Origin of the sequence: Arthrobacter sp. Soil736, from assembly GCF_001428005.1 — a bacterium.
Lineage (GTDB): Bacteria > Actinomycetota > Actinomycetes > Actinomycetales > Micrococcaceae > Arthrobacter.
In genome coordinates this window covers 44394-64947 of record NZ_LMSB01000023.1, presented here as the reverse complement: position 1 = coordinate 64947, position 20554 = coordinate 44394, and the positions used below count along the sequence as shown (strand labels likewise).

19 protein-coding genes are annotated in these 20554 nt (G+C 66.4%); 11 read left to right on the top strand and 8 right to left on the bottom strand.

Annotated elements, in window-relative coordinates; genetic code table 11:
• Window positions 1-180: 180 nt before the first annotated feature.
• A complete protein-coding gene (locus tag ASG92_RS13740) occupies window positions 181-822 on the top strand; it encodes a hemolysin III family protein (RefSeq protein ID WP_056629638.1) in 642 nt (213 codons plus the stop codon).
• On the opposite strand, the gene ASG92_RS13735 is transcribed toward ASG92_RS13740, so the two are convergent.
• From ASG92_RS13735 to mca, 3 genes are all read right to left on the bottom strand, one after another.
• Window positions 803-3067, bottom strand: coding sequence for a thioredoxin domain-containing protein (locus tag ASG92_RS13735; RefSeq protein WP_056629260.1), 2265 nt, complete (start codon window positions 3065-3067; stop codon window positions 803-805). The genes ASG92_RS13740 and ASG92_RS13735 overlap by 20 nt on opposite strands.
• Complete coding sequence (locus tag ASG92_RS13730) at window positions 3045-3323, bottom strand: hypothetical protein (protein ID WP_056629259.1); 279 nt, start codon at window positions 3321-3323, stop codon at window positions 3045-3047. Before ASG92_RS13730 ends, ASG92_RS13735 begins: the two co-directional genes overlap by 23 nt.
• A 211-nt stretch (window positions 3324-3534) precedes the next feature.
• Entirely contained in the window at window positions 3535-4440 is a 906-nt protein-coding gene (mca, locus tag ASG92_RS13725) for a mycothiol conjugate amidase Mca (RefSeq protein WP_056629258.1), read from the bottom strand.
• Window positions 4441-4528: 88 nt separating this feature from the next.
• Here mca and ASG92_RS13720 point away from each other — a divergent pair, with 88 nt between their 5' ends.
• A complete protein-coding gene (locus ASG92_RS13720) occupies window positions 4529-5011 on the top strand; it encodes a DUF4307 domain-containing protein (RefSeq protein ID WP_056629257.1) in 483 nt (160 codons plus the stop codon).
• A 169-nt stretch (window positions 5012-5180) separates the two neighbouring features.
• Window positions 5181-5675, top strand: a complete 495-nt coding sequence (gene greA / locus ASG92_RS13715; protein ID WP_056629256.1) for a transcription elongation factor GreA — start codon at window positions 5181-5183, stop codon at window positions 5673-5675.
• A 121-nt stretch (window positions 5676-5796) separates the two neighbouring features.
• On the opposite strand, the gene ASG92_RS13710 is transcribed toward greA, so the two are convergent.
• The 4 genes from ASG92_RS13710 to ASG92_RS13695 form a co-directional block, all read right to left on the bottom strand.
• Window positions 5797-6408, bottom strand: a complete 612-nt coding sequence (locus ASG92_RS13710) for a rhomboid family intramembrane serine protease (RefSeq protein WP_056629254.1) — start codon at window positions 6406-6408, stop codon at window positions 5797-5799.
• Between the two features lie 8 nt (window positions 6409-6416).
• Entirely contained in the window at window positions 6417-7655 is a 1239-nt protein-coding gene (gene ilvA / locus ASG92_RS13705) for a threonine ammonia-lyase (protein ID WP_056629253.1), read from the bottom strand.
• A gap of 3 nt (window positions 7656-7658) precedes the next feature.
• Entirely contained in the window at window positions 7659-8996 is a 1338-nt protein-coding gene (locus ASG92_RS13700) for an AI-2E family transporter (protein WP_082579500.1), read from the bottom strand.
• Between the two features lie 66 nt (window positions 8997-9062).
• On the bottom strand, window positions 9063-10025 hold the full coding sequence (locus ASG92_RS13695) for an aldose 1-epimerase family protein (RefSeq protein WP_056629251.1): 963 nt from the start codon (window positions 10023-10025) through the stop codon (window positions 9063-9065).
• Window positions 10026-10231: 206 nt separating this feature from the next.
• Here ASG92_RS13695 and ASG92_RS13690 point away from each other — a divergent pair, with 206 nt between their 5' ends.
• Genes ASG92_RS13690 through ASG92_RS13675 form a run of 4 tightly spaced genes read left to right on the top strand, consistent with a single transcriptional unit; the run spans window position 10232 to window position 14761 of the window.
• Window positions 10232-11143, top strand: coding sequence for a DeoR/GlpR family DNA-binding transcription regulator (locus tag ASG92_RS13690; protein WP_082579499.1), 912 nt, complete (start codon window positions 10232-10234; stop codon window positions 11141-11143).
• Entirely contained in the window at window positions 11140-12345 is a 1206-nt protein-coding gene (galT, locus tag ASG92_RS13685; protein WP_056629249.1) for a galactose-1-phosphate uridylyltransferase, read from the top strand. The genes ASG92_RS13690 and galT overlap by 4 nt, the downstream gene beginning before the upstream one ends.
• Complete coding sequence (gene galK / locus ASG92_RS13680) at window positions 12342-13502, top strand: galactokinase (protein ID WP_056629247.1); 1161 nt, start codon at window positions 12342-12344, stop codon at window positions 13500-13502. Before galT ends, galK begins: the two co-directional genes overlap by 4 nt.
• 20 nt (window positions 13503-13522) lie before the next feature.
• The gene (locus ASG92_RS13675; RefSeq protein WP_056629245.1) at window positions 13523-14761 is read left to right on the top strand and encodes an acetyl-CoA C-acetyltransferase; all 1239 of its coding nucleotides are present in this window, start codon (window positions 13523-13525) and stop codon (window positions 14759-14761) included.
• Window positions 14762-14894: 133 nt separating this feature from the next.
• Here ASG92_RS13675 and ASG92_RS13670 read toward each other — a convergent pair whose 3' ends face one another.
• Window positions 14895-15818 carry a Bax inhibitor-1/YccA family protein gene (locus ASG92_RS13670; protein ID WP_056629243.1) on the bottom strand — a complete coding sequence of 308 codons (924 nt, stop codon included), beginning with the start codon at window positions 15816-15818 and terminating at the stop codon, window positions 14895-14897.
• A 517-nt stretch (window positions 15819-16335) separates the two neighbouring features.
• Here ASG92_RS13670 and ASG92_RS13665 point away from each other — a divergent pair.
• The 4 genes from ASG92_RS13665 to ASG92_RS13650 are packed head-to-tail and all read left to right on the top strand — an operon-like array spanning window position 16336 to window position 20425.
• Window positions 16336-17619 carry a branched-chain amino acid ABC transporter permease gene (locus tag ASG92_RS13665; RefSeq protein ID WP_056629241.1) on the top strand — a complete coding sequence of 428 codons (1284 nt, stop codon included), beginning with the start codon at window positions 16336-16338 and terminating at the stop codon, window positions 17617-17619.
• 9 nt (window positions 17620-17628) lie between these two features.
• Window positions 17629-18597 (top strand): branched-chain amino acid ABC transporter permease, encoded by a 969-nt coding sequence (locus tag ASG92_RS13660; protein ID WP_056629239.1) that lies wholly within the window; start codon window positions 17629-17631, stop codon window positions 18595-18597.
• Window positions 18594-19652 (top strand): ABC transporter ATP-binding protein, encoded by a 1059-nt coding sequence (locus tag ASG92_RS13655; RefSeq protein WP_056629237.1) that lies wholly within the window; start codon window positions 18594-18596, stop codon window positions 19650-19652. Before ASG92_RS13660 ends, ASG92_RS13655 begins: the two co-directional genes overlap by 4 nt.
• Window positions 19649-20425, top strand: coding sequence for an ABC transporter ATP-binding protein (locus ASG92_RS13650; RefSeq protein WP_056629235.1), 777 nt, complete (start codon window positions 19649-19651; stop codon window positions 20423-20425). Before ASG92_RS13655 ends, ASG92_RS13650 begins: the two co-directional genes overlap by 4 nt.
• Window positions 20426-20554 lie beyond the last annotated feature (129 nt).

The following is a 20554-nucleotide window of genomic DNA, read 5'->3' as shown; positions in this document are numbered from 1 at the left end:
GCGTGCACACATCGGATCGCCGGGCGCCGTTTCGGGGCGGCCTTCCGGCCCCCGGCATGTTACCAGCGGGTAACTTACTGAGGCGTAGGTTACTCTGGAGGCATGAAGAGCAACGCCCCGGACGGAAGCTCCGGCGCCCCGGAACCACATCCGAGCGCCGTGGACGGCGCCGCTGTCCGCATTGCCGAACTGCTGATGATCAAGCCCAAGTGGCGCGGCTGGATCCACACGGTCACAGCGCCGCCGGCCCTCGCCGCGGGGATCATCCTGGTTGTTCTGGCACCCACGCCGGACCGCAAGGTCACGTCCGCCATCTACGCCCTCACGGGCGTCCTGCTGTTCGGCATCAGCGCCGTGTACCACCGCGGCAACTGGTCCCCGGGCGTGAGGATCGTCCTCAAGCGCCTGGACCACACCAACATCATGCTGGTGATCGCCGGCAGCTACACGCCGCTGGCCTGGAGCCTACTTGAGCGGCCCACCGCGGTGCTGCTGCTGTGGCTGATCTGGTCCGGCGCCATCCTCGGGGTGCTGTTCCGGCTCCTGTGGACCAATGCGCCCCGCTGGCTCTATGTGCCCATCTACATTGCCCTGGGCTGCGGTTCGCTCTTCTACCTGCCTGATTTCTTCGCGGCAAGCGTCCCGGCCGCCCTGCTCATCTGTGTCGGCGGGGCGCTGTACATCGCCGGCGCGGTGTTCTACGCCCTCAAGAAGCCGAACTTCAGCTTCGAACATTTCGGCTTCCATGAACTGTTCCACGCCTTCACCGTGCTCGCCTTCGCGGCCCACTTTGTGGCGATTGTCATTGCCGTGCTGAGCTGATCCGTTCCAGCACGTCGGACACTGTTGCCACGGGCCGGTCACAGACCATGTCACGGCACACGTACACCAGCGGAGCCCCGTCGGCGCCTGCCGTCCGGCCGCGCAACAGCGGCACGGTCTCCCGCGGTTCCGGGGCACCTGCCGCCGCGCCGGCGCCGGATACCGCCACCACCAGCCCGGGACTCGGGGCCAGTAGCAGCGCCCGGTGAAGCGAGTCCCTTTCGGGACCGGAAGGACCGACGACGGCGGCCTCCACCGGGCCCGCCAGCGCCGCTTGCGCGGTGGCCAGCAGCCACCCGGCCACACGGGGCGCACGGGCTGCGATCTGCGGCAGGAGCGACAGGATGTTTCCTGCCATGAGCCGGTGTTCGGCGGACCCTGACAGGGCGGCGTAGCTCAGCAACACCCCCGCGAAGGCGGCGGAACCGCTGGGCGTGGCGTTGTCGAAGGGGTCCAGTCCCGGTTGGCCGCCCTGGGCGTTTGAAACCTGTTCTGACTCCCCGGCGGAATCGGCGAGCCTGCCGCCGGCCGCGAACCGCCTGCAGGCCGCGGAAACCACTGCCTCTGACAGCCCGTACCAGCGGGCATCTCCCGAGACTGAGTACAGCGCCAGGAAGCCGTCCGCGCAGAACGCGTAGTCCTCGAGCAGGCCGCCGATCCCCCGGGCTTCACCGTCGTGCGAAACGCGTATGAGCTCCCCCTCCGCGGGGTTCCCGGCCGCAGCCCGCCAGTGGACCTGCTCGATGTACGCCGCGATCCGCTCCGCGGCAGCCACGAGGTCCGGGCGCCCCAAGACCGCCCCGGCTTCGGCGAGTGCCGCCACGGCCAGGCCGTTCCATCCGGCCACCACCTTGTCATCGCGGTCCGGCTGGGGACGGGACGCCCTGGCCGCCCGAAGCCGGGGCTGCGCGCGGGCCCAGGCGTCGGCTTCTTCGCCGGCCAGCGCCCGTCCGGGATGAAGCGGCGAGCCCAGTTCGGAGACGGTTCCGGCGGCGCCAACGTTCATCATCCAGGCCACAGCGGCAGCGCCGGCGGCGCCGAGCACCTGCTCCAGGCCGCCGATCGTCCAAAGGTAGCTGGCGCCTTCGTGGTGTTCCCCGTTCACCACCGAATCGGCATCCAGCGAGGACGCCAGCGCGACGCATTCGGCCTCCGCAGTCCGGCCGGCCCCCGCCGCGTGCGTGTCAGATTCGTGGGCGCCCGCGGGCGGCAGCCCCAGCGACGCCAGCATCCAGTCGGCGGTGCGCCCGGCGACGTCGGCAGCTTCGGCCGCGGGGAAACCTGCGGTTCCGCCGAGCCGGACCCAGTGCACGTAGACCCTCAGCAACTGCGCGTTGTCATAGAGCATCTTCTCGAAATGCGGAACGGACCAGTCGCGGGTCACCGAATACCGCGCAAACCCGCCGTCGAGCTGGTCGAACAGCGCCGAACGGGCCATGGCCGCGAGGGTGCGGCCCGCCATGTCCCGGGCCTCCGCCGCCGTTTCCGAGGGGACCGCCGCGTGCCTGACCAGGAACTCCAGTACCGCCGACGGCGGGAACTTGGGGGCGCTGCCGAAGCCGCCGTCGGAATCCTCCTCGGCGGCCAGGGAGCGCACGGCGGCAGACAGCAGCCCGGCGTCGATCAGTTCCGGCGGGCCGGAGACGTCAACCGCGGCGGACAATTGCGCCTCGCCCATGTTGCGCGCGAGCGAGCGGGCATTCTGTTGCACCGCGCCCCGGCGCTCGGTCCAGGCGTCGTGCACTGCCTCGAGAACCTGGCGGAACGACGGGCGGCCGGGCATCGGCCGGGGCGGAAAGTACGTTCCGGCGTGAAACGCAAGGCCGTCGGGGGTCAGGAACACGGACATGGGCCAGCCGCCCTGGCCGCTGATCGCCTGCGTGGCGGTCATGTAGACGGCGTCGACGTCCGGACGCTCCTCCCGGTCCACCTTGACCGCGACAAAGTGGCTGTTCAGGTAGTCGGCAGTTGCCTGGTCCTCGAAGGACTCGTGGGCCATGACGTGGCACCAGTGGCACGCGGCATACCCGACGGAGAGGAACACCGGGACGTCCCGGGCGGCGGCGTCAGCAAAGGCGTGGTCGCCGAACGGCTGCCAGTGCACCGGGTTGTGGGCGTGCTGGCGCAGGTAGGCCGACGGTTCCCCGCCCAGCGCGTTGTGTCCGCGCAGCCGGGTTTCCCCGGGCTGGCTGGTCCCCTGGCCGTTGCCACCCGTGCCGGGGTCAGGTGTCTGTTCGGCCTGCATTGCCGTCGGCGGCGTCGTCGTGGGCGATGTCGGCGGCTTCGGCCGCTGCCATGCGATCTTCCTCCACCTGGGCGCGGTACCGCACGCGCCGGATGCGCCGCACCATGTCCACGATCAGCAGTGCCGTGAGCACCACAATGAACGCCGTCAGCAGGAACCCGAGCAGGCCAGGGGTCACCTGGTCCTCGGAGATACCAGGACGCAGCGACGGCGAGGGTGCCGGGGACGAAGCCAGGGCGATGAGCAAGTGGTGCACTGTTGGAACCTTCTCAGGGGCCGGGCGCGGGACGCCTGGCCTTGTTGGCCGCGCAGCCTGTCACTCGACAACTGCCTGTCACTGGACAAGTGCGCGGGGCTGAATTTCTACGCGGGCATTTCCTGCCCTAGCAGGTTTGCGCCCGCAGCTTCTACGCCCGCGCTTTTCTACCCTACGCATTTCTACGCGGGATAGAAATGATCTCTTGTCTCTATCTTAGCCCCGCGAACAGGTCCTTCTCGGGGAGTTCGGCCGGCACCCGGGAGCGGATCAGCGTGTAGTCCTCCCACGGCCAGGCGCGCCGCTGCATGTCGGCCGACACCGCGAAAAAGAACCCCAGCGGATCCACCTGCGTGCGGTGGGCGCGAAGGGCGTCGTCGCGTGCTTCGAAGTAGTCACCGCAGTCCACCTGCGTGGTGGTCTCATGGACCGGCTGGGGCGGGGTGTGCCCCTCGGCATCCGCCTCGAGCCACGCGGCCAGGCGCTCGGCATAGGGCGACTGGAGGCCTGCCTCCTCGAGGGCGAAGTGCAGGGCGCGGAAGCGCTGGGGGCTGAAGGCGCGGTCGTAGTAGAGCTTGCTGGGCTCCCATGCCTCCCCGGTGCCCGGATACCTGCCGGGGTCCCCCGCCGCGTCGAAGGCCTCGACCGCTACACGGTGGGCCATGATGTGGTCGGGATGCGGGTAGCCGCCGTTTTCGTCATAGCTGACGATCACGTGCGGCTTGAAGTCGCGGACCAGCCGCACCAGGGGCGCGGCGGCCCGTTCCAGTGGCTGCAGGGCAAAGGATCCGGCGGGAAGCGGCGGCAGCGGATCGCCTTCAGGCAGCCCGGAATCCACAAAGCCGAGCCAACGCTGCCGGACGCCCAGGATCCGGGCGGCCCGGTTCATTTCGAGCCTGCGGGCACCGGCCATGTCGCGCTTCGGGTGCGGTTCGCCCTCCATCGCAGGATTCTGGATATCGCCGCGGGAGCCGTCCGTGCAGGTCGCAACCATGACGTCCACCCCGTTGGCCGCGTACATGGCCATGGTCGCCGCACCCTTGCTGGATTCATCATCAGGGTGCGCGTGGACGGCCAAAAGGCGAAGCGAAGGTGACTGGCTGGTGGACGCTGTCATCTGGGACTGCTCCTCTTTCTACTGTTGCTGCCGGTTGCAGTGTCTGTCGCCGGATAATTCCCCTGCGGATCACTACTAAACTGGAGTAGTGACTACCGAGGACAAGTCGGGCACTCCCCAGCCTGCAGACATTAGCCTAGCCAATCGCTATGGCGGTCCAAAGCGCGGGCTGTCCGCAAAAAACAAACGCCGGGCGGGAATTGCTGCCCTGGCGGCCGGGATCGGCTTCATGGCATGGGTTTCCACGTCCTCGGCCACGTCGTCCGTCACGTTTAAGGACATCGGCTACAGCACCGTTGATGCCACCCAGGCCCAGGTGGACTTCCAGGTCACGCGGGAACCCGGCACTGCCGTGAAGTGCGCCGTTAAGGCCCTCGATTCCAAATTCGCCGTCGTGGGCTGGAAGGTTATTGATATTCCCCCTGCACAGCCGGAATCCCGGCAGGACCAGGGCGCCGACGGCGGCCGCACCACAGCCCAGCGGGCCGTCCTGCGGACCGAATCGCTGTCCGTGTCCGGAATCGTGGACAACTGCTGGATCCCCGACGCCGCGAAGGACGCGGCAAAGTAGCGAAGGAATGTGACCCACGCCGCTCGGTCGTTGGGTTTTGTCCACAGGATTGACTACAATGGATCAATACCTTTACCCCGCCGAGTTGGTTACTGAGTTCCACAAGTGGCCACCGTGGCGGGGTCTTTGCTTGTATGACTGCTTGTTTTGACCACTAGAGGAGAAGTCCGTGTCTACCACCAACAGCGCGCCTGCAGCTTGGCTTACCCAGGAAGCTTTTGACCGCCTGAAGGCAGAGCTGGACCACCTTTCCAGCGCCGGCCGGTCGGAAATCGTCCAGAAAATCGAAGCCGCGCGCCAAGAGGGAGACCTCAAGGAAAACGGCGGTTACCACGCTGCCAAGGAGGAACAGGGCAAGATCGAGGCCCGCATCCGCCAGCTCACCGCACTGCTCCGCGACGCCCACGTCGGCGAAGCCCCCGCAGATGACGGAATCGTCGAGCCGGGCATGCTCGTCGTTGCCCGGATTGCCGGGGACAAAGAGACTTTCCTGCTTGGTTCGCGTGAAATCGCCGGGGACTCCGATCTGGATGTCTTCAGCGAAAAGTCCCCGCTCGGTGCGGCCATCATGGGCCACACGGAGGGCGACAAGCTCAGCTACACCGCCCCCAACGGCAAGGTCATTGCCGTTGAGATCCTGTCCGCCAAGCCCTACGCGGGCTAAGCGGCCCTCCCGCCATTTCCGGCGGTACTGAACAACGCACGACGCTGGCTTCCCCTCCGCGGGGACGGCCGGCGTCGTGCGTTAAGCCTCTTTAGCTGCTGGCCCGCTGACGGCAGCCTCGTTAGCGGCGGCGGGCAGCGCCCCGTGCCTTCAGCACTACGGCCGCAAAGACGCCGCCGGCGGCGCCGCCGAGGTGTGCCTGCCAGGAAACGTAGCCTGCCACGCTGGGAATCAGCCCGAAGAGGATGCTGCCGTAGGCCATGAAGAGCACCACGGACAGCAGGATCTGCCACCAGTTGCGGTTGAAGAAGCCCCGTACCAGGAGGAACGCGAACAGTCCGAAGACCAAACCGGAGGCGCCAACCGTGACTCCCCCGTTGCCGATCAGCCAGACGGCGGCGCCGGAACCCAGCCAGCTGCAGGCGACGGCGGTGAGGAAGACACGCAACCCGGACATGAAGACCAGGAATCCGAAAATAACCAGGGGAAGCGCGTTGGAGAGGACATGGTTCAGGTTTGCGTGCAGCAGGGGGAAGGTAAAGATGTCCAGGACGCCGTCAGCGCTGCGGGGCCTCAGGCCGAACACTCCGTTCAGTGCGTGCAGCGTCACCATGTTCACCAGCTCAATGGCGAACAGCAGCGCCACGAAGGATCCGACTACGAGCAACCCGCCCTTGGCCCGCGCCGCAGGGGTTTCCCGCGTTGCCGGAACGTCCCCCGGAGTGTCCAGCATGCCGGTTCCTAGTGCACCACGATCGGCTGGAATCCCTCGGCACGCAGGGCGGCCAGGACCTGTTCGCAGTGCTCGTGGCCCTTGGTTTCCAGGTTCACCGTGATGGAGACGTCCCCCATGCTGATGGAACCGCCCACCCGCGTGTGGTCAAGGCCGGTCACATTGGCGTCGTTCTCGGCGATGATGCGGGCGATGGTGGCCAGCGAACCCGGCCGGTCATCGAGCATCATCCGGACGGTCATGTAGCGGCCGGCCGCGGACAGACCGCGCTGAATAACCTTGAGCATCAGCATGGGATCGATGTTGCCGCCCGAAAGGACCACCACCGTCGTTCCGGGGTTTTCGATCTTGCCGTCCATGAGCGCGGCGACCCCCACGGCGCCGGCCGGTTCCACCACCATCTTGGCCCGCTCCAGCAGGAAGATGAGTGCCCTGGCGAGGGAATCCTCGCTGACGGTGACCACGTCATCCACGAGTTCGCGGATGATGCTGAACGGCAGCTGCCCGGGACGGCCAACGGCGATGCCGTCGGCCATGGTGGAAACCTTTTTCAGCGGCACCAGTGCGTCAGCCGCCAGCGACGGCGGGTACGCGGCAGCGTTTTCGGCCTGGACCCCGATGATCCGGATCTCCCGGCCCAGCTCCTTGGCCCTGGCCTTGATGGCGACCGCCACTCCGGCGAGCAGGCCACCGCCGCCGACGCCCATGAGGACGGTGTCAACGTCAGGGACCTGTTCGAGGATTTCAAGGCCCACCGTGCCCTGGCCGGCCACGACGTCCACGTTATCGAACGGGTGGACGAAGACGGCGCCGGTCTCGTCCGCGTACCGCTGCGCCTCCGCGAGGGCCTCGTCCACGTTGTGACCGTGAAGAACAACCTCGGCGCCGTGGCTCCGGGTGGCTGCGAGCTTCGGAAGTGCCACACCGAGCGGCATGTAGATCCGCGCTTTGATGCCCAGGCTCTTGGCCGCGACGGCCACGCCCTGGGCGTGGTTGCCGGCGGAGGCGGCCACCACGCCGCGCCTCTTCTCCGCCTCGGAGAGCCGCGCCATCCGGACGTAGGCACCGCGCACCTTGAAGGAACCCGCGCGCTGGAGATTCTCGCACTTGAAGAAGACGTCGCCGCCGACCATGCTGCCCAGTGCCCTGGAGGATTCCACCGGTGTCCGGGTAATAATCCCGTCAAGCAGCTTCTGCGCCTCAAGGACATCGTCCAGCGTGACGGGAAGGCTTTCGGGGGTGTTCACGAACTATTCTCCTTTGGGGGATTCGACGTCGGAGCCCGGAGCGGCACTGCTGCCCGGAGCCCCCGTTGTACGATCGGCATCTTTGCCGTGGCCGGGATGCGCACCCGGCAGCCGGACTTCCTTGAACGTGTTGTCCAGCCCGGCACCGGCAGAACCCGCAATGGCACTGCCATCCGCGGCAGCCGGCACAAGTTCATGTTCCCACGTTCTACCGGCAATATACCGAATCGCCGAGTTTGCTACGGCCAGGATGGGGACTGAGAACAGCGCACCGGGGATTCCGGCGAGGTACGAACCGGCGGCGACGGACAGGATCACGGCCACCGGATGCAGCGCAACGGCCCTGCCCATCACCAGCGGCTGGAGGATGTGGCTTTCGAGCTGCTGGACCAGGAGGACGATCCCCAGCATGATCAGCGCGTTCACGGGGCCGTTGGCAACCAGCGCCAGCAGCACCGCGATGGCGCCCGTCACGAGCGCACCGACCACCGGAATGAACGAGCCGATGAAGACCAGCACACCCAGGGGCAGCGCCAACGGGACGCCGATGATGGCCGCGCCCACTCCGATTCCCACGGCATCCACGAAGGCCACGAACATCTGGATCCGGGCGTAGCTGACCATCGACGCCCACCCGCGCCGGCCTGCGCCGTAGGCCGGAATCCTCGCACGCCTGGGCAGGAGCCGGACCAGGAAGCCCCAGATGCGGTCCCCTTCCAGGAGGAAGAAGATCAGGATGAAGAGCGCCAGCACCAGCCCTGCCGCGAAATGTCCGGCGGTGCTGCCGAACGACAACGCCCCGCTCAGGATGCTGCTGCTGTTGTTCTGCAGCGCAGCCGTTGCTTCCTGGATGTATTTGTCGATCTGCGCGGCGGTGAGATGCAGCGGTCCTTCGGCAAGCCAGTCCTGGACCTGCTGGACGCCGGTCAGCGCTTCGGTCCACAGTTCCTCGAAGCCCAGCGCAAGCTGCCGCCCTACGAGTGCGAGCGATCCGGCGATCAGTCCGATGAAACCAAGGACGGTCGCGGCAACGGCTGCCCCGTTCGGAAGGCGCCGCTTCCGCAGCCACTTTGTCACCGGGCTGAGCAGGCCGGCCAGCAGCGCCGCCACCATGACAGGGATGATGAGGAAGCTGACCTTGGCCAGCAGCCACATGAGGGCACCGCTGATCAGCAGGATCAGGCCAACGCGCCATGCCCACGCGGCCGCTATGCGGACGCCGTAGGGAATGTCCTGCTCCAGGTCCCGGTCCGACCTGACGGGCTGCCCGGCCAGGACGGGCGGCGGCACTCTCGTTGCAGTGGGGAATTCTTCTGGTGCGGCGTCCTTGGCTGGCGTCATAGCCCAATAATTCCCTAGCCTCGCGGCAATGGGAAACGGGGTGCTGCCACGTGGCCAGGGAACGCGCTAGTCGGCGGCGTCCACGGCGGCGCCGATCCCCCACGTCATGGTGAAGGATTCGCCCGGCGCCAGCCAGCGCAGGCTGTCGCCGGAGTTGAAGGCGTTCGCCGGGCCGGTCATCGGTTCGATGGCCACGGCCTTGGGCCGGCCCGGAAATTGGCGGGTCACAAACACGTGGACGAACGGGCACGTTTCGTCCTGCCACAGGCTGACGCTGCGGCCGTCCGCCGCAGACAGCGTGTGGCGGGCGATCCCGCCGTCGAACTGCAGATCAGTGAGGGCGACGTCGACGTCGAGGTCCCCCACCTTCCGCCCGTGCCGCAGGTCGCTGTCGGCGCTGACGGGTTCGGAGCTGCGGGGAATCAGCCTGTCATCCGCCACCAAACGCGTCGCGGCGCTGACTGTCAGGGTGAGCTCTTCGCTGGGCGTTTCACCGAGGCGGAGGTACGGATGCGCGCCCAGCACGAAGGGCGCGTCCGCCTGGGAATCGTTGATCAGCGTCTGCCGGACCTCGAGCCCCAGGTCTTCGGCCAGCGAGTACTCCACGCGGTGCCGCACCAGGAACGGATATCCGTGCTGGGGGAACACCGGGGCTTCAAGGGTCACCGAGAACTCGGATTCCGTGACCAGCGCGTACGACGCATTGCGCAGGAGCCCGTGGCTGGCGTTGTTCCGCGAGACCTCAGTGATGTCCAGCTGCTGCTTCTTGCCGTCAAGGTGCCAGACGCCGTCCTCAACCCTGTTGGCCCAGGGTGCCAGCGTGATTCCGGTGGCTCCGGGCGGGATGTCCGAATCGCCGTACGTCTCGGTCAGCTGGATGCCGGCGCGGCTGTACCAACGGAGTCCCGCGGCGAGTTCGGTGACCACCGCGAGCGCGTCGCCCCGCCTCAGCTCGTACTGCCTGCCGGAGGCATAACGCCTGGGTTCCGAGTGGTTTTCGCTGGAATCGGGAGCGGCGGCGGGAGTCATGGAACCTACCGTACAACGCTCCGGGGCCGTGCGGCTGGCAGACTCCATTGTTATCTTTTGTTAGAAAGTATTTGTTTTTGATCGTTTTGTGCCACAATGGTGATACGCCCCACAGAGGCGCGGATGCACCAGTCACACGCACGGCCGCACCCGGCACGCACCGAACCGGTACCGGATGCCGGACATGTCAGGAAAGGAGGAGCCCCTTGCTCGCAACCCAGCGGCGGCACCGGATCCTCCAGGAGCTCCAAGCCAGCGGGACCGTCCGCGTGGCGGATCTTGCCAGCGTGTTCGGGGTCTCGGAAATGACAGTGCGGCGGGACATCGACACCCTCGATGCCGAAGGCCAGCTGCTTCGCGTGCACGGCGGGGCCACCCGGACCGGCACATTCAGCGCCATCGAACCCGAATTTGTCAGCAAGTCGGCACAGGAAACCGAAGCGAAGCGGGCCATTGCAGCCGAAGCGCTGAGCCTGCTCCGGCCGGACATGATCCTGCTCATTTCGGGCGGCACCACCACTTACGAGTTTGCCCGCCTCCTCCCCCGGGGCCTCGGGCTGACGGTGGCCACGAACTCCATCATGGTGGCCAAAGCCCTGGTCCCCGGCGCCCCGGGCCCCGGGGCGCACGGCGGCATCCGGACGCTGGTGCTGGGCGGGCAGCGCACGCCCTCCGAGGCGCTCGTGGGACCGGTCACCATGCACGCCATGGAAAACCTTCATGCGGACCTCTGCTTCATGGGAGTCCACGGCATTGACCCTGAGGCCGGCATCACCTCACCGAATCTTCTGGAAGCCGAGGTCAACGCCGCCATGATTGCGGCTTCGGGAGCGCTTGTGGTTCTCGCCGATGCGTCGAAGTACGGCGTCGTCGGCCTGGCGGGAATCGCGCCGCTGTCGTCCATCGGCACGCTCATTACCGACTCCGGAATCACCACCCGTGGCTCCGGGAACGCGGCCGCTGACGTGCTCACACAAGCTGTCGGCGATCTGCGCATAGCGACCGTCCCTGCCCGCGCCGAACAGGCCGCCCTCCCGGCCTCCGCAGCGCAACCCCATTCCCATCTCCCTGCCGGCCGGACGCCGCAGGTTACCGCGCACAAAGGACACGACGCATGAACCACATCACCAGCACACAGCTAGCCGACGGCCGCGAACTGCTTTATTTCGACGACGCCGGCTCCACCCGGCCCCGATCTGTGGAAACCACCCGGGACCACCGGGACCTGCCGCCCAGGGGCGAACCCGGTGAAGTCCGGTTCGATGCCCTCACCGGCGAATGGGTGGCCGTGGCAGCGCACCGCCAGACCCGCACGCACCTGCCGCCGGCGGACCAATGCCCGATCTGCCCCACCACTGACGCCAACCCCTCGGAGATCCCGGCGCCGGACTACGACGTCGCCGTGTTCGAAAACCGCTTCCCCTCCCTCGGGCCCGCACTGGGTCCCGTTCCGGACAACCCGGGCTGGGGAACCACGGGACCCGCCTTCGGCCGGTGCGAGGTGGTGACCTTCACGCCCGAGCACACGGGCTCGTTCAGCGGCCTGAGCGAAACCCGCGCACGCACGGTGGTGGAGGCCTGGGCACACCGCACCGCAGCACTCAGCGCACTGCCCGGCATCAAGCAGGTCTTCCCGTTCGAAAACCGCGGCGCCGAAATTGGCGTCACGCTGCACCACCCGCACGGCCAGATCTATGCCTACCCCTATGTCACGCCCCGGGCCGCGGTGATGGGGGCGGCTGCGCGCAAGTTCTATGACGACGCCGGCGGCCTGCAGACGCTGACCGGCTCGCTGCTGCGCGCGGAACGCGAGGACGGCAGCCGCATGATCATGGAAAGCGGGAACTTCAGCGCCTACGTACCGTTTGCCGCACGGTGGCCGCTGGAAATCCATCTGGTGCCGAACCGCCAGGTCCCCGATCTGGCCGCCCTGAGCGGCGAGGAGAAAGACGAGCTGGCTCACGTGTACCTCGACCTTCTCAAACGCCTGGACGCCCTCTACCCGACGCCGACCCCGTACATCTCCGCGTGGCACCAGGCGCCGGTGGACGACCTGCTCCGCCCGGCGGGCTACCTGCACCTGCAGCTCACGTCCCCCCGGCGCGCTGCCGACAAGCTGAAGTACCTGGCAGGATCGGAAGCGGCCATGGGGGCCTTCATCAACGACACCACCCCCGAGCTTGTGGCTGAGAGGCTCCGCGCTGTCACGGTTCCCGCCTCGACGGCGATTGATCCCGCCTCACCGGCAATTGATCCCGCCTCACCGGCCCCCGCACTCGCCCCGTCCGCCCCTGGACTTACCGAAGGAGCCCACGCATGACCCCCGCCGTCAGCACCACGCACCTCGCGGAACAGTTCCAAACCGCCTTCGGCCGCCTGCCGGACGGTGTCTGGCAGGCCCCCGGCCGGGTTAACCTGATCGGCGAGCACACGGACTACAACGAGGGCTTCGTGCTCCCGTTCGCCATCGACAAGACGGCGCGCGTCGCCGTCGGCGTGCGTCCCGGCTCAGCCGTCAGGCTCCTGTCGACCTATGGGGACCAGGGCCTGACGACGGCGGACACCGCCTCGCTGGATCGCCGGGCGGCCAAGGGGTGGACCAAGTACCCGCTCGGCGTCATCTGGTCCCTGCAGCAACGCGGGATCGACGTTCCGGGCCTGGACCTGCTGCTGGACTCCGACGTCCCGCTGGGTGCCGGTCTCTCCTCGTCCCACGCCATCGAATGCGCCGTTATCTCCGCTTTGAACGACATCACCGGCGCCGGACTCAGCCCCGAGGAAATGGTCCTGGCCACGCAACGCGCCGAGAACGACTTCGTGGGCGCCCCCACCGGCATCATGGACCAGTCCGCGTCGCTGCGCGGATCCAAGGGCCATGCCGTGTTCCTGGACTGCCGCGACCAAAGCGTGCAGCTGGTGCCGTTCGAGGCGGAGAACGCGGGACTGGTCATGCTCGTGATCGACACCAAGGTGTCCCACTCCCATGCCGACGGCGGTTACGCCTCGCGCCGCGCTTCCTGCGAGCTGGGCGCCGAGGTGCTCGGGGTCAGGGCACTGCGCGACGTCGGACCGGATGACTTGGAGGAGGCCAGCGGGCTCCTGGACGAAGTCACGTTCCGCAGGGTCCGGCACATCGTCACGGAAAATGACCGCGTGCTGCAGACCGTGGAGCTCCTCGGCCGGCAGGGCCCCGCAGCGATCGGAGGGCTCCTGGACGCCAGCCACGCCTCAATGCGCGACGACTTTGAAATCTCGTGCGCAGAACTGGACCTTGCGGTCGAAACCTCCCGGGCTAACGGGGCCATCGGCGCCAGGATGACCGGCGGCGGCTTCGGCGGCGCGGCCATCGCGCTCACACCGGTGACAGCGGAGCAGCAGGTGCGCGCCGCCGTCGAACAGGCCTTTGCCCGCGCAGGCTACACCGCGCCTGACATCTTCACTGTCACCCCCGCTGCCGGGGCGATGCGGCTGGCATAGCACCGGCGTAGGCTGGGCGCATGCCGGAAGCAGTCATTGTTTCAACCGCCAGGAGCCCGATCGGACGAGCCTTCAAGGGGTCACTGAAGGACGAGCGGCCGGACGACCTCGCCGCGGCCATGGTGGGTGCGGCGCTGGCCAAGCTGCCGTCGTTCGACCCCACCGGGGACAGCGGGCCGGGGCTGGATGACCTGTATCTCGGGTGTGCCGAGCCCAGCGGCGAGGCCGGTTCCAACATGGCCCGCGTGGTCACCATCCTGGCCGGCCTGGACCCTGTGCCCGCCGCCACCATCAACAGGTTCTGCGCCTCGAGCCTGCAGACCGTCCGCATGGCCTTCCACGCCATCCGGGCCGGCGAGGGGCAGGCCTTCGTGGCTGCCGGCGTCGAAGCAGTGTCGCGGTACCAGAACTGGGCCGGGGCAGGCGAAACCGACTCCGGCAACCACAACCCGCTCTTCGAACCGGCACGCCTGCGCACCGCCGCACGTGCCGCGTCCAACACCCCCTGGACGGACCCGAGGCTCGGCGGCCGAATGCCGGACATCTACATCGCCATGGGACAGACGGCCGAGAACGTTGCCACGATGTACGGCATCAGCCGCGCCGATCAGGACGCATGGGCCGTGCTGAGCCAGAACCGCACGGAGGCGGCCATCGCCTCAGGCTTCTATGCCCGGGAAATCACGCCCTATCAACGGCGCGACGGCACCGTGGTGGACCGGGACGACTCGCCGCGCGCCGGCGTCACCCTCGAAGGCGTCAGCGCCCTGGAGCCCGTCTTCCGGCGAGAGGGCACCGTCACGGCCGGAAACGCCTGCCCCCTCAACGACGGCGCGGCCGCCGTCGTCATCATGAGCGACTCGCGGGCCAAAGAACTGGGGCTGGAGCCGCTTGCGCGCATCGTCTCAACCGGTGTCAGTGCGCTCTCACCGGAGCTGATGGGGATGGGCCCCGTGGAATCCACGCGGCGGGCCCTGGCTTCGGCCGGCCTGGGCATCGGTGACATCGACCTCGTGGAGCTCAACGAGGCCTTCGCGGTCCAGGTAGTGGCCTGCGCCCGCGAACTGGGGATCGACTCTGCGAAACTCAACGTCCACGGCGGCGCCATCGCCCTGGGCCACCCTTTCGGTATGACCGGGGCGCGCATGACCGCCACGCTGCTCAACGGCCTTCGCGAGACGGACGGATCACTTGGACTGGCCACCCTGTGCGTGGGCGGCGGACAGGGCATGGCCGTCGTTCTGGAACGCCTCAGCTAACCCGGTCCGTCGCCTCCGGGCGCGTGAGGGGGCGCCTGAGGGAAACGCAAAGAGGGCCCCGCCGGAAGCGGGGCCCTCTCCTGTGATCAAATCACGGCTGATCAATTCACGACGGCGTATGCCGGCTTTGGTTCTATTCTTCGCCGCGGAGGATGGACAGCAGGCGGATGATTTCCACGTACAGCCAGACCAGGGTGACGGTGAGCCCGAAGGCTGCCGTCCAGGCGAAGCGCTCGGGTGCGCCGGCCCGGACGCCGGCTTCAATGCTCGTGAAGTCCATGATCAGCGAGAAAGCGGCCAGGCCAATGGCCAGGATGCCGATGAAAACGCCCAGCGGAATGCCGAAGATCTCGAAGCTCGTGCTGAGGCCGAACGGGGACTGCACCGCGCCGGTCCAGACCATCGCCATGTTGACGAGGGCGAACACGGCGTAGCCGATCATGGCGATCATGAAGAAGCGCATGGCCTTGGGTGTGGCGCGGACCTTGCCGCTCCTGAAGAGCAGGAGGGTCACCGCGAAGACGGAGAGTGTGCCGATCACGGCCTGCAGCCCGACACCCGGGTACAAGGCGTCAAGGATGCGTGTCAGTCCGCCGAGGAAGAGCCCCTCAAGACCGGCATAAGCCAGGATAAGTGCGGGCGAGGGCTGCTTCTTGAACGTGTTGACCATTGCCAGGACGAACCCGCCCAGCGCGCCGACGATCATCAGCAGGCCGGCCAGCGACATGCTGAGGAACAACGTGACGGCAGCTCCGGCCACCAAGACGCCGAGGCAGGCTGCGGTCCTGACGATGACGTCGTCGTAGGACATCCGCCCGGTTTCGACCGGCCCGGCGGCCGGCCGGTTGTACATCTGCTGCAGCTGGTCATCCGTCATGTTCGGCTGCTGGGAACCCCAGCCCCTGGGGGCGTCCATGACGGGCGCCTGGCCGTACTGGTTCTGGCCATAGGGGTTCTGGCCGTAGGGGTTCTGGCCGTACGCCTGCGGGACAGGCGGTGCCTGGGTGGCTTCACGGAAATTCTTTCCGTTGAAGATCGGGTTTCCGCCAAGTGCCATTGCGGGTGTCCTCCAAATAAAGGGTGAGTAATGGATTTCCTAAGTTCAAACTACCAATTTCCACGCGCCAGCGGTGAGTAAAGTTCCGCGGACCGTCCCGTCGACACGGAATCGTGACATGGGCGGACGCACTTCCTGCGAGCAATGTCAGAGCGGCGCCGACAGACAGTTAAGGAATACTCGCATACAACAAAAGTTTTCATCAGCTCGCCTAAATTAACGTTTGCGGCCAGCTTCACAGTTGTTACCGGATCGCTATCTGGCGGCCGCCTTCACCGGCAAAGTTTGTACTGCTCTCGCTGTAACATGGGGCGAAGTAGGGTGACGGATATCACAAGAAGTCAAGCCATCAGCATCGCATCGCACCATTTGCACCGCCCGCTCCACCGTCCGTCACCTTCTCCGTTCGCAGCGGTTGCAACGACGCAACCCAGACCATCCCCATGTGGAGGTTTTCAATTTGAGACGCACACCGAGAGGCCTGCCCCGCCGGCGGCCAGCCGGATTGCTCAAGGCCATGGGGGCAATTGCCTCCGCAGTCGTGGCGATCCTGCTTGTCGCCGCACCAGCATCGCAGGCCGCCACTCCTTCTCCGACACCACCCCCGTCGAACCAGCAGTTCCAGAACAGCATCAGCGGCTTCCTCCGCGATGACACACGCGCTCCGCTCGAAGGTGTCAAGATCACCGCCAAAAGCGGTGCCTTCACTGGAACAGCAACCTCGGGTGCCAACGGATCCTGGAACATCGGAGTACCGTCGCAGGGCACCTACGAGGTCCAACTGGACGAGTCCACCCTGCCGAAGGGCATCAAGCTGGCGGAGGGCCAGACTAACCCCCGCAACGTCACGTTCAGCCAGACGTCTAACGTCTCAGTGATCTTCGCCTTCGGCAAGGGCATCGTCGTCCAACAGCAGGACTTCGGCCAAAACCTGCTTAACAGGCTCGTGGCAGGCCTCAGCTTCGGCCTCCTGCTCGCCCTCGCATCCGTGGGGCTGTCCCTGATTTTCGGCACCACCGGACTGACGAACTTCGCCCACGGCGAGATGGTGACGCTCGGCGCCGTTCTCGTATTCACCTTCAATGCCATGGACCTGCCGTTCTGGCTGGCCATCCTCCTGGCCCTCCTTGGCGGAGGACTGTTCGGATGGGCCCAGGACGCCGGCCTCTGGCGGCCCCTGCGCCGCCGCGGCAGCGGGCTGGTGCCCATGATGATCGTCAGCATCGGCCTGGCCCTTGCAATCCGCTACATCATCCAGTTCTACTTTGGCGGCGCCACCCAGCAGTTGCCCTTTGCCCAGAGCGCGGAAATCCAGATCGGGCCGGTCTCCATCTCACCCAACAACCTGTGGTCGCTGGTGATCAGCGCAATCGTGATCGGCCTGATCGGCATCGTCCTTCTCAAGACACGGCTCGGCAAGGCCACCCGCGCAGTGGCGGACAACCCGGCGCTGGCAGCAGCCTCCGGCATCGACGTCGACTCCGTCATCCGGATTGTCTGGATCGTGGGCGGCGTCCTGGCCTCCCTTGGCGGCATCCTCTGGGCCTACTACCGTCCCGGCGTCACGTTCGACATGGGCTCGCAGATCCTGCTGCTTATCTTCGCCGGCGTCACGCTCGGCGGCCTCGGCACCGTCTTCGGCGCCCTCATCGGATCCGTCATCGTCGGCATCTTCGTCGAACTGACCACCGTTTTCGGCCTCGCGGCCGACCTCAAATACGTGGGAGCACTGTTCATCATGATTGTTGTCCTCTTGTTCCGGCCGCAGGGCATCCTGGGCCGACGCGAGCGCGTGGGTTAGGAGACTGCCATGGACTTCGGATTCATTCTTTCCAGCGCAGCCGGCGAAATCTTCAGCCCGACGACGGCCGCATACGCACTTGCCGCCCTCGGCCTGGCGGTCCACTTCGGCTACTCGGGCCTGCTGAACTTCGGCCAGGCCGGCTTCATGGCGGTGGGAGCCTATGGCTTCGCCATCTCTACCCTCAGCTTCGGCGTTCCCTTCTTTGCGGGGCTCCTGATCGCCGTCGTCTGTTCGGTGCTCTTTGCGCTGATCCTCGGTATACCCACGCTCCGCCTGCGGGCCGACTACCTGGCCATCGTCACAATTGCGGCGGCAGAGATTGTCCGCTACGTCGTCACCACCAACCAGCTCACCTCCGTGACCGGTTCAGCCAACGGACTCGCCGCCTTCGAAGGCGGGTTCTATTCGATGAACCCGTTCCCCGAGGGCAACTACCTCGGCATGAATAACAGGGACTTCTTCATCCGGGTCATCGGATGGGGTCTGGTGGTTGTCTGCTGCGTCATCGTCTGGCTGCTGATGCGCAGCCCCTGGGGGCGGGTATTGAAGGGCATCCGCGAGGACGAGAACGCGGTGCGCTCGCTCGGCAAGAACGTCTATGCGTACAAGATGCAGGCGCTGGTCATCGGCGGCATCGTCGGAGCGCTGGCCGGCATGGTGTTTACGCTCCCCCGCGGCGCGGTCCAGCCTGCCAACTACGGCACCGAGCTGACGTTCTTCCTGTGGACCTGCCTCCTGCTCGGCGGCATGGCCACGGTCCTGGGGCCGGTTATCGGCGCCATGATCTTCTGGGTGGTCCTGTCCCTCACCCAAGGGATCCTTTACGGACTCATCGAGTCCGGCGCAGTGACGTGGCTGACCACAGTCCAGGCGGGCCAGCTGCGCTACATCCTGGTGGGCATAGCCCTGATGCTGTTGATGATCTTCAGGCCGCAGGGCGTCTTTGGCAATAAGAAGGAGCTGGCGTTCGCATGAGCAAGCACAGCGAAGAATCAACTGAAGCCGGCGTCGACTACATGACGGACGCCCGCGCCATAGCCGTCGGGGAGAACACCCCGGGCTGCAAAAAACGGGACCCGATCGTCGTCGCCGAGAACGTGACCCGCAGTTTCGGCGGCATCAACGCGGTCGATGTCGATTACCTTGAGATCCCGCGCCACAAGATCACCGCGCTGATCGGCCCCAACGGCGCCGGCAAGACCACGCTCTTCAACCTGCTCACCGGATTCGACATTCCGAACTCCGGCAAATGGCAGTTCGAAGGGCAAAGCATCGCCGGTGTTTCCTCCTACAAGGTGGCGCGCATGGGCATGGTCCGCACTTTCCAGCTCACGAAGGTCATGGGCAAGCTGACGGTGATGGAAAACATGCGGCTCGGTGGCTCCAACCAGCCCGGCGAACGACTGTCCAGGGCACTGTTCAAGGGCGTCTGGGGCGGCCGCGAAAAGGAGATCACGGACCAGGCAAACGTCCTGCTGGAGAAATTCAAGCTGGACACGAAGAAGGACGACTACGCGGCATCACTCTCCGGCGGCCAACGCAAGCTCCTGGAAATGGCCCGCTCCCTCATGGTCAGGCCCAAGCTGGTCATGCTGGACGAGCCCATGGCCGGCGTCAATCCGGCGCTGACCCAGTCCCTGCTGGACCACATCAAGAACCTGAAGGCAGAAGGCATGACGGTCCTCTTCGTGGAGCACGACATGAACATGGTGCGCCACATCGCAGACTGGGTGGTTGTCATGGCCGAGGGAAAGATCGTGGCTGAGGGACCGCCCGGCGAAGTCATGAAGAACCCTGCCGTGATCGACGCCTACCTGGGCGCCCACCACGACGTCGACCTTGGCGCCGCTGAAGGCATCAGGGAGCTCGAGAAGGAACTGGTCGCGGACGAGGAATCGATCGTCGGCACGGAAAACGCAGGCATCATCGCCGTGGACGTCGTGGCACCGGAACTGATCCTCAGCGATGACGACACCCGCACAGAACAGGTGCGCCCAGATCAGGCCAGCACAGACAAGGACAAAGAATGAGTGCCACGAGTGCCGCCCCGGCCGCAAGCACGGCAGCAGCGGATGAATCGGTCGTCAAGGTCACGAATCTGGTTGCCGGTTACTTGCCCGGGGTCAACATCCTCAATGGCTGCAGCATCGAGGCCCGCAAAGGCGAGTTGATCGGTATCATCGGGCCTAACGGTGCGGGCAAATCGACGCTCCTGAAGGCGATGTTCGGCCTCGTTAAGGTGCACTCGGGATCCGTCGTCGTCCGCGGCCAGGACCTGACCGGCCTCAAGGCCAACAAGCTGGTGACCCAGGGCGTGGGATTCGTCCCGCAGAACAACAACGTGTTCGCCACCCTCACCATCGAGGAGAACATGCAGATGGGCATGTTCCAGCGGCCCAAGGCGTTCGCCGAACGGTTCGACTTTGTCGCCAGCCTGTTCCCCGAGCTCGGCAAGCGCCGTGCCCAGCGCGCCGGTTCGCTGTCCGGCGGTGAGCGCCAGATGGTGGCCATGGGCCGTGCCCTGATGATGGATCCCGCCGTGCTGCTGCTGGACGAGCCCTCGGCTGGCCTCTCCCCCGTGAAGCAGGATGAAACCTTCCTTCGCGTGCACGAGATCAACCGCGCGGGCGTGTCCGTCATCATGGTGGAGCAGAACGCGCGCCGCTGCCTGCAGATCTGCGACCGCGGCTACGTCCTGGACCAGGGCAAGGACGCATACACGGGCACCGGCCGGGAGCTCATGAGGGATCCCAAGGTCATCCAGCTGTACCTCGGAACGCTCGCCGACGAACACGAAAAGTAGGCCACCCACAGGGCAAGCAACCTTGACCAGGGCCGTCACCGATCCGGTGGCGGCCCTTCTGCATGCCTGGTTAGTGCCGGCACCCGCAACCTCCGGGGTGGCCTCCGGTTGCCTCCGCAGGTCCAGGCT

Bases quoted from the DNA above. Each gene is read 5' to 3' on its own strand.
- ASG92_RS13675 (WP_056629245.1), top strand. From the start codon at position 13,523: ATGCCGGAAGCAGTCATTGTTTCAACCGCCAGGAGCCCGATCGGACGA.
- galT (WP_056629249.1), top strand. From the start codon at position 11,140: ATGAACCACATCACCAGCACACAGCTAGCCGACGGCCGCGAACTGCTT.
- galK (WP_056629247.1), top strand. From the start codon at position 12,342: ATGACCCCCGCCGTCAGCACCACGCACCTCGCGGAACAGTTCCAAACC.
- ASG92_RS13670 (WP_056629243.1), bottom strand. From the start codon at position 15,818: ATGGCACTTGGCGGAAACCCGATCTTCAACGGAAAGAATTTCCGTGAA.
- ASG92_RS13735 (WP_056629260.1), bottom strand. From the start codon at position 3,067: ATGCAGGCCGAACAGACACCTGACCCCGGCACGGGTGGCAACGGCCAG.
- ASG92_RS13700 (WP_082579500.1), bottom strand. From the start codon at position 8,996: ATGACGCCAGCCAAGGACGCCGCACCAGAAGAATTCCCCACTGCAACG.
- ASG92_RS13655 (WP_056629237.1), top strand. From the start codon at position 18,594: ATGAGCAAGCACAGCGAAGAATCAACTGAAGCCGGCGTCGACTACATG.
- mca (WP_056629258.1), bottom strand. From the start codon at position 4,440: ATGACAGCGTCCACCAGCCAGTCACCTTCGCTTCGCCTTTTGGCCGTC.
- ASG92_RS13660 (WP_056629239.1), top strand. From the start codon at position 17,629: ATGGACTTCGGATTCATTCTTTCCAGCGCAGCCGGCGAAATCTTCAGC.
- ASG92_RS13665 (WP_056629241.1), top strand. From the start codon at position 16,336: ATGGGGGCAATTGCCTCCGCAGTCGTGGCGATCCTGCTTGTCGCCGCA.
- ASG92_RS13695 (WP_056629251.1), bottom strand. From the start codon at position 10,025: ATGACTCCCGCCGCCGCTCCCGATTCCAGCGAAAACCACTCGGAACCC.
- ASG92_RS13710 (WP_056629254.1), bottom strand. From the start codon at position 6,408: ATGCTGGACACTCCGGGGGACGTTCCGGCAACGCGGGAAACCCCTGCG.
- ASG92_RS13650 (WP_056629235.1), top strand. From the start codon at position 19,649: ATGAGTGCCACGAGTGCCGCCCCGGCCGCAAGCACGGCAGCAGCGGAT.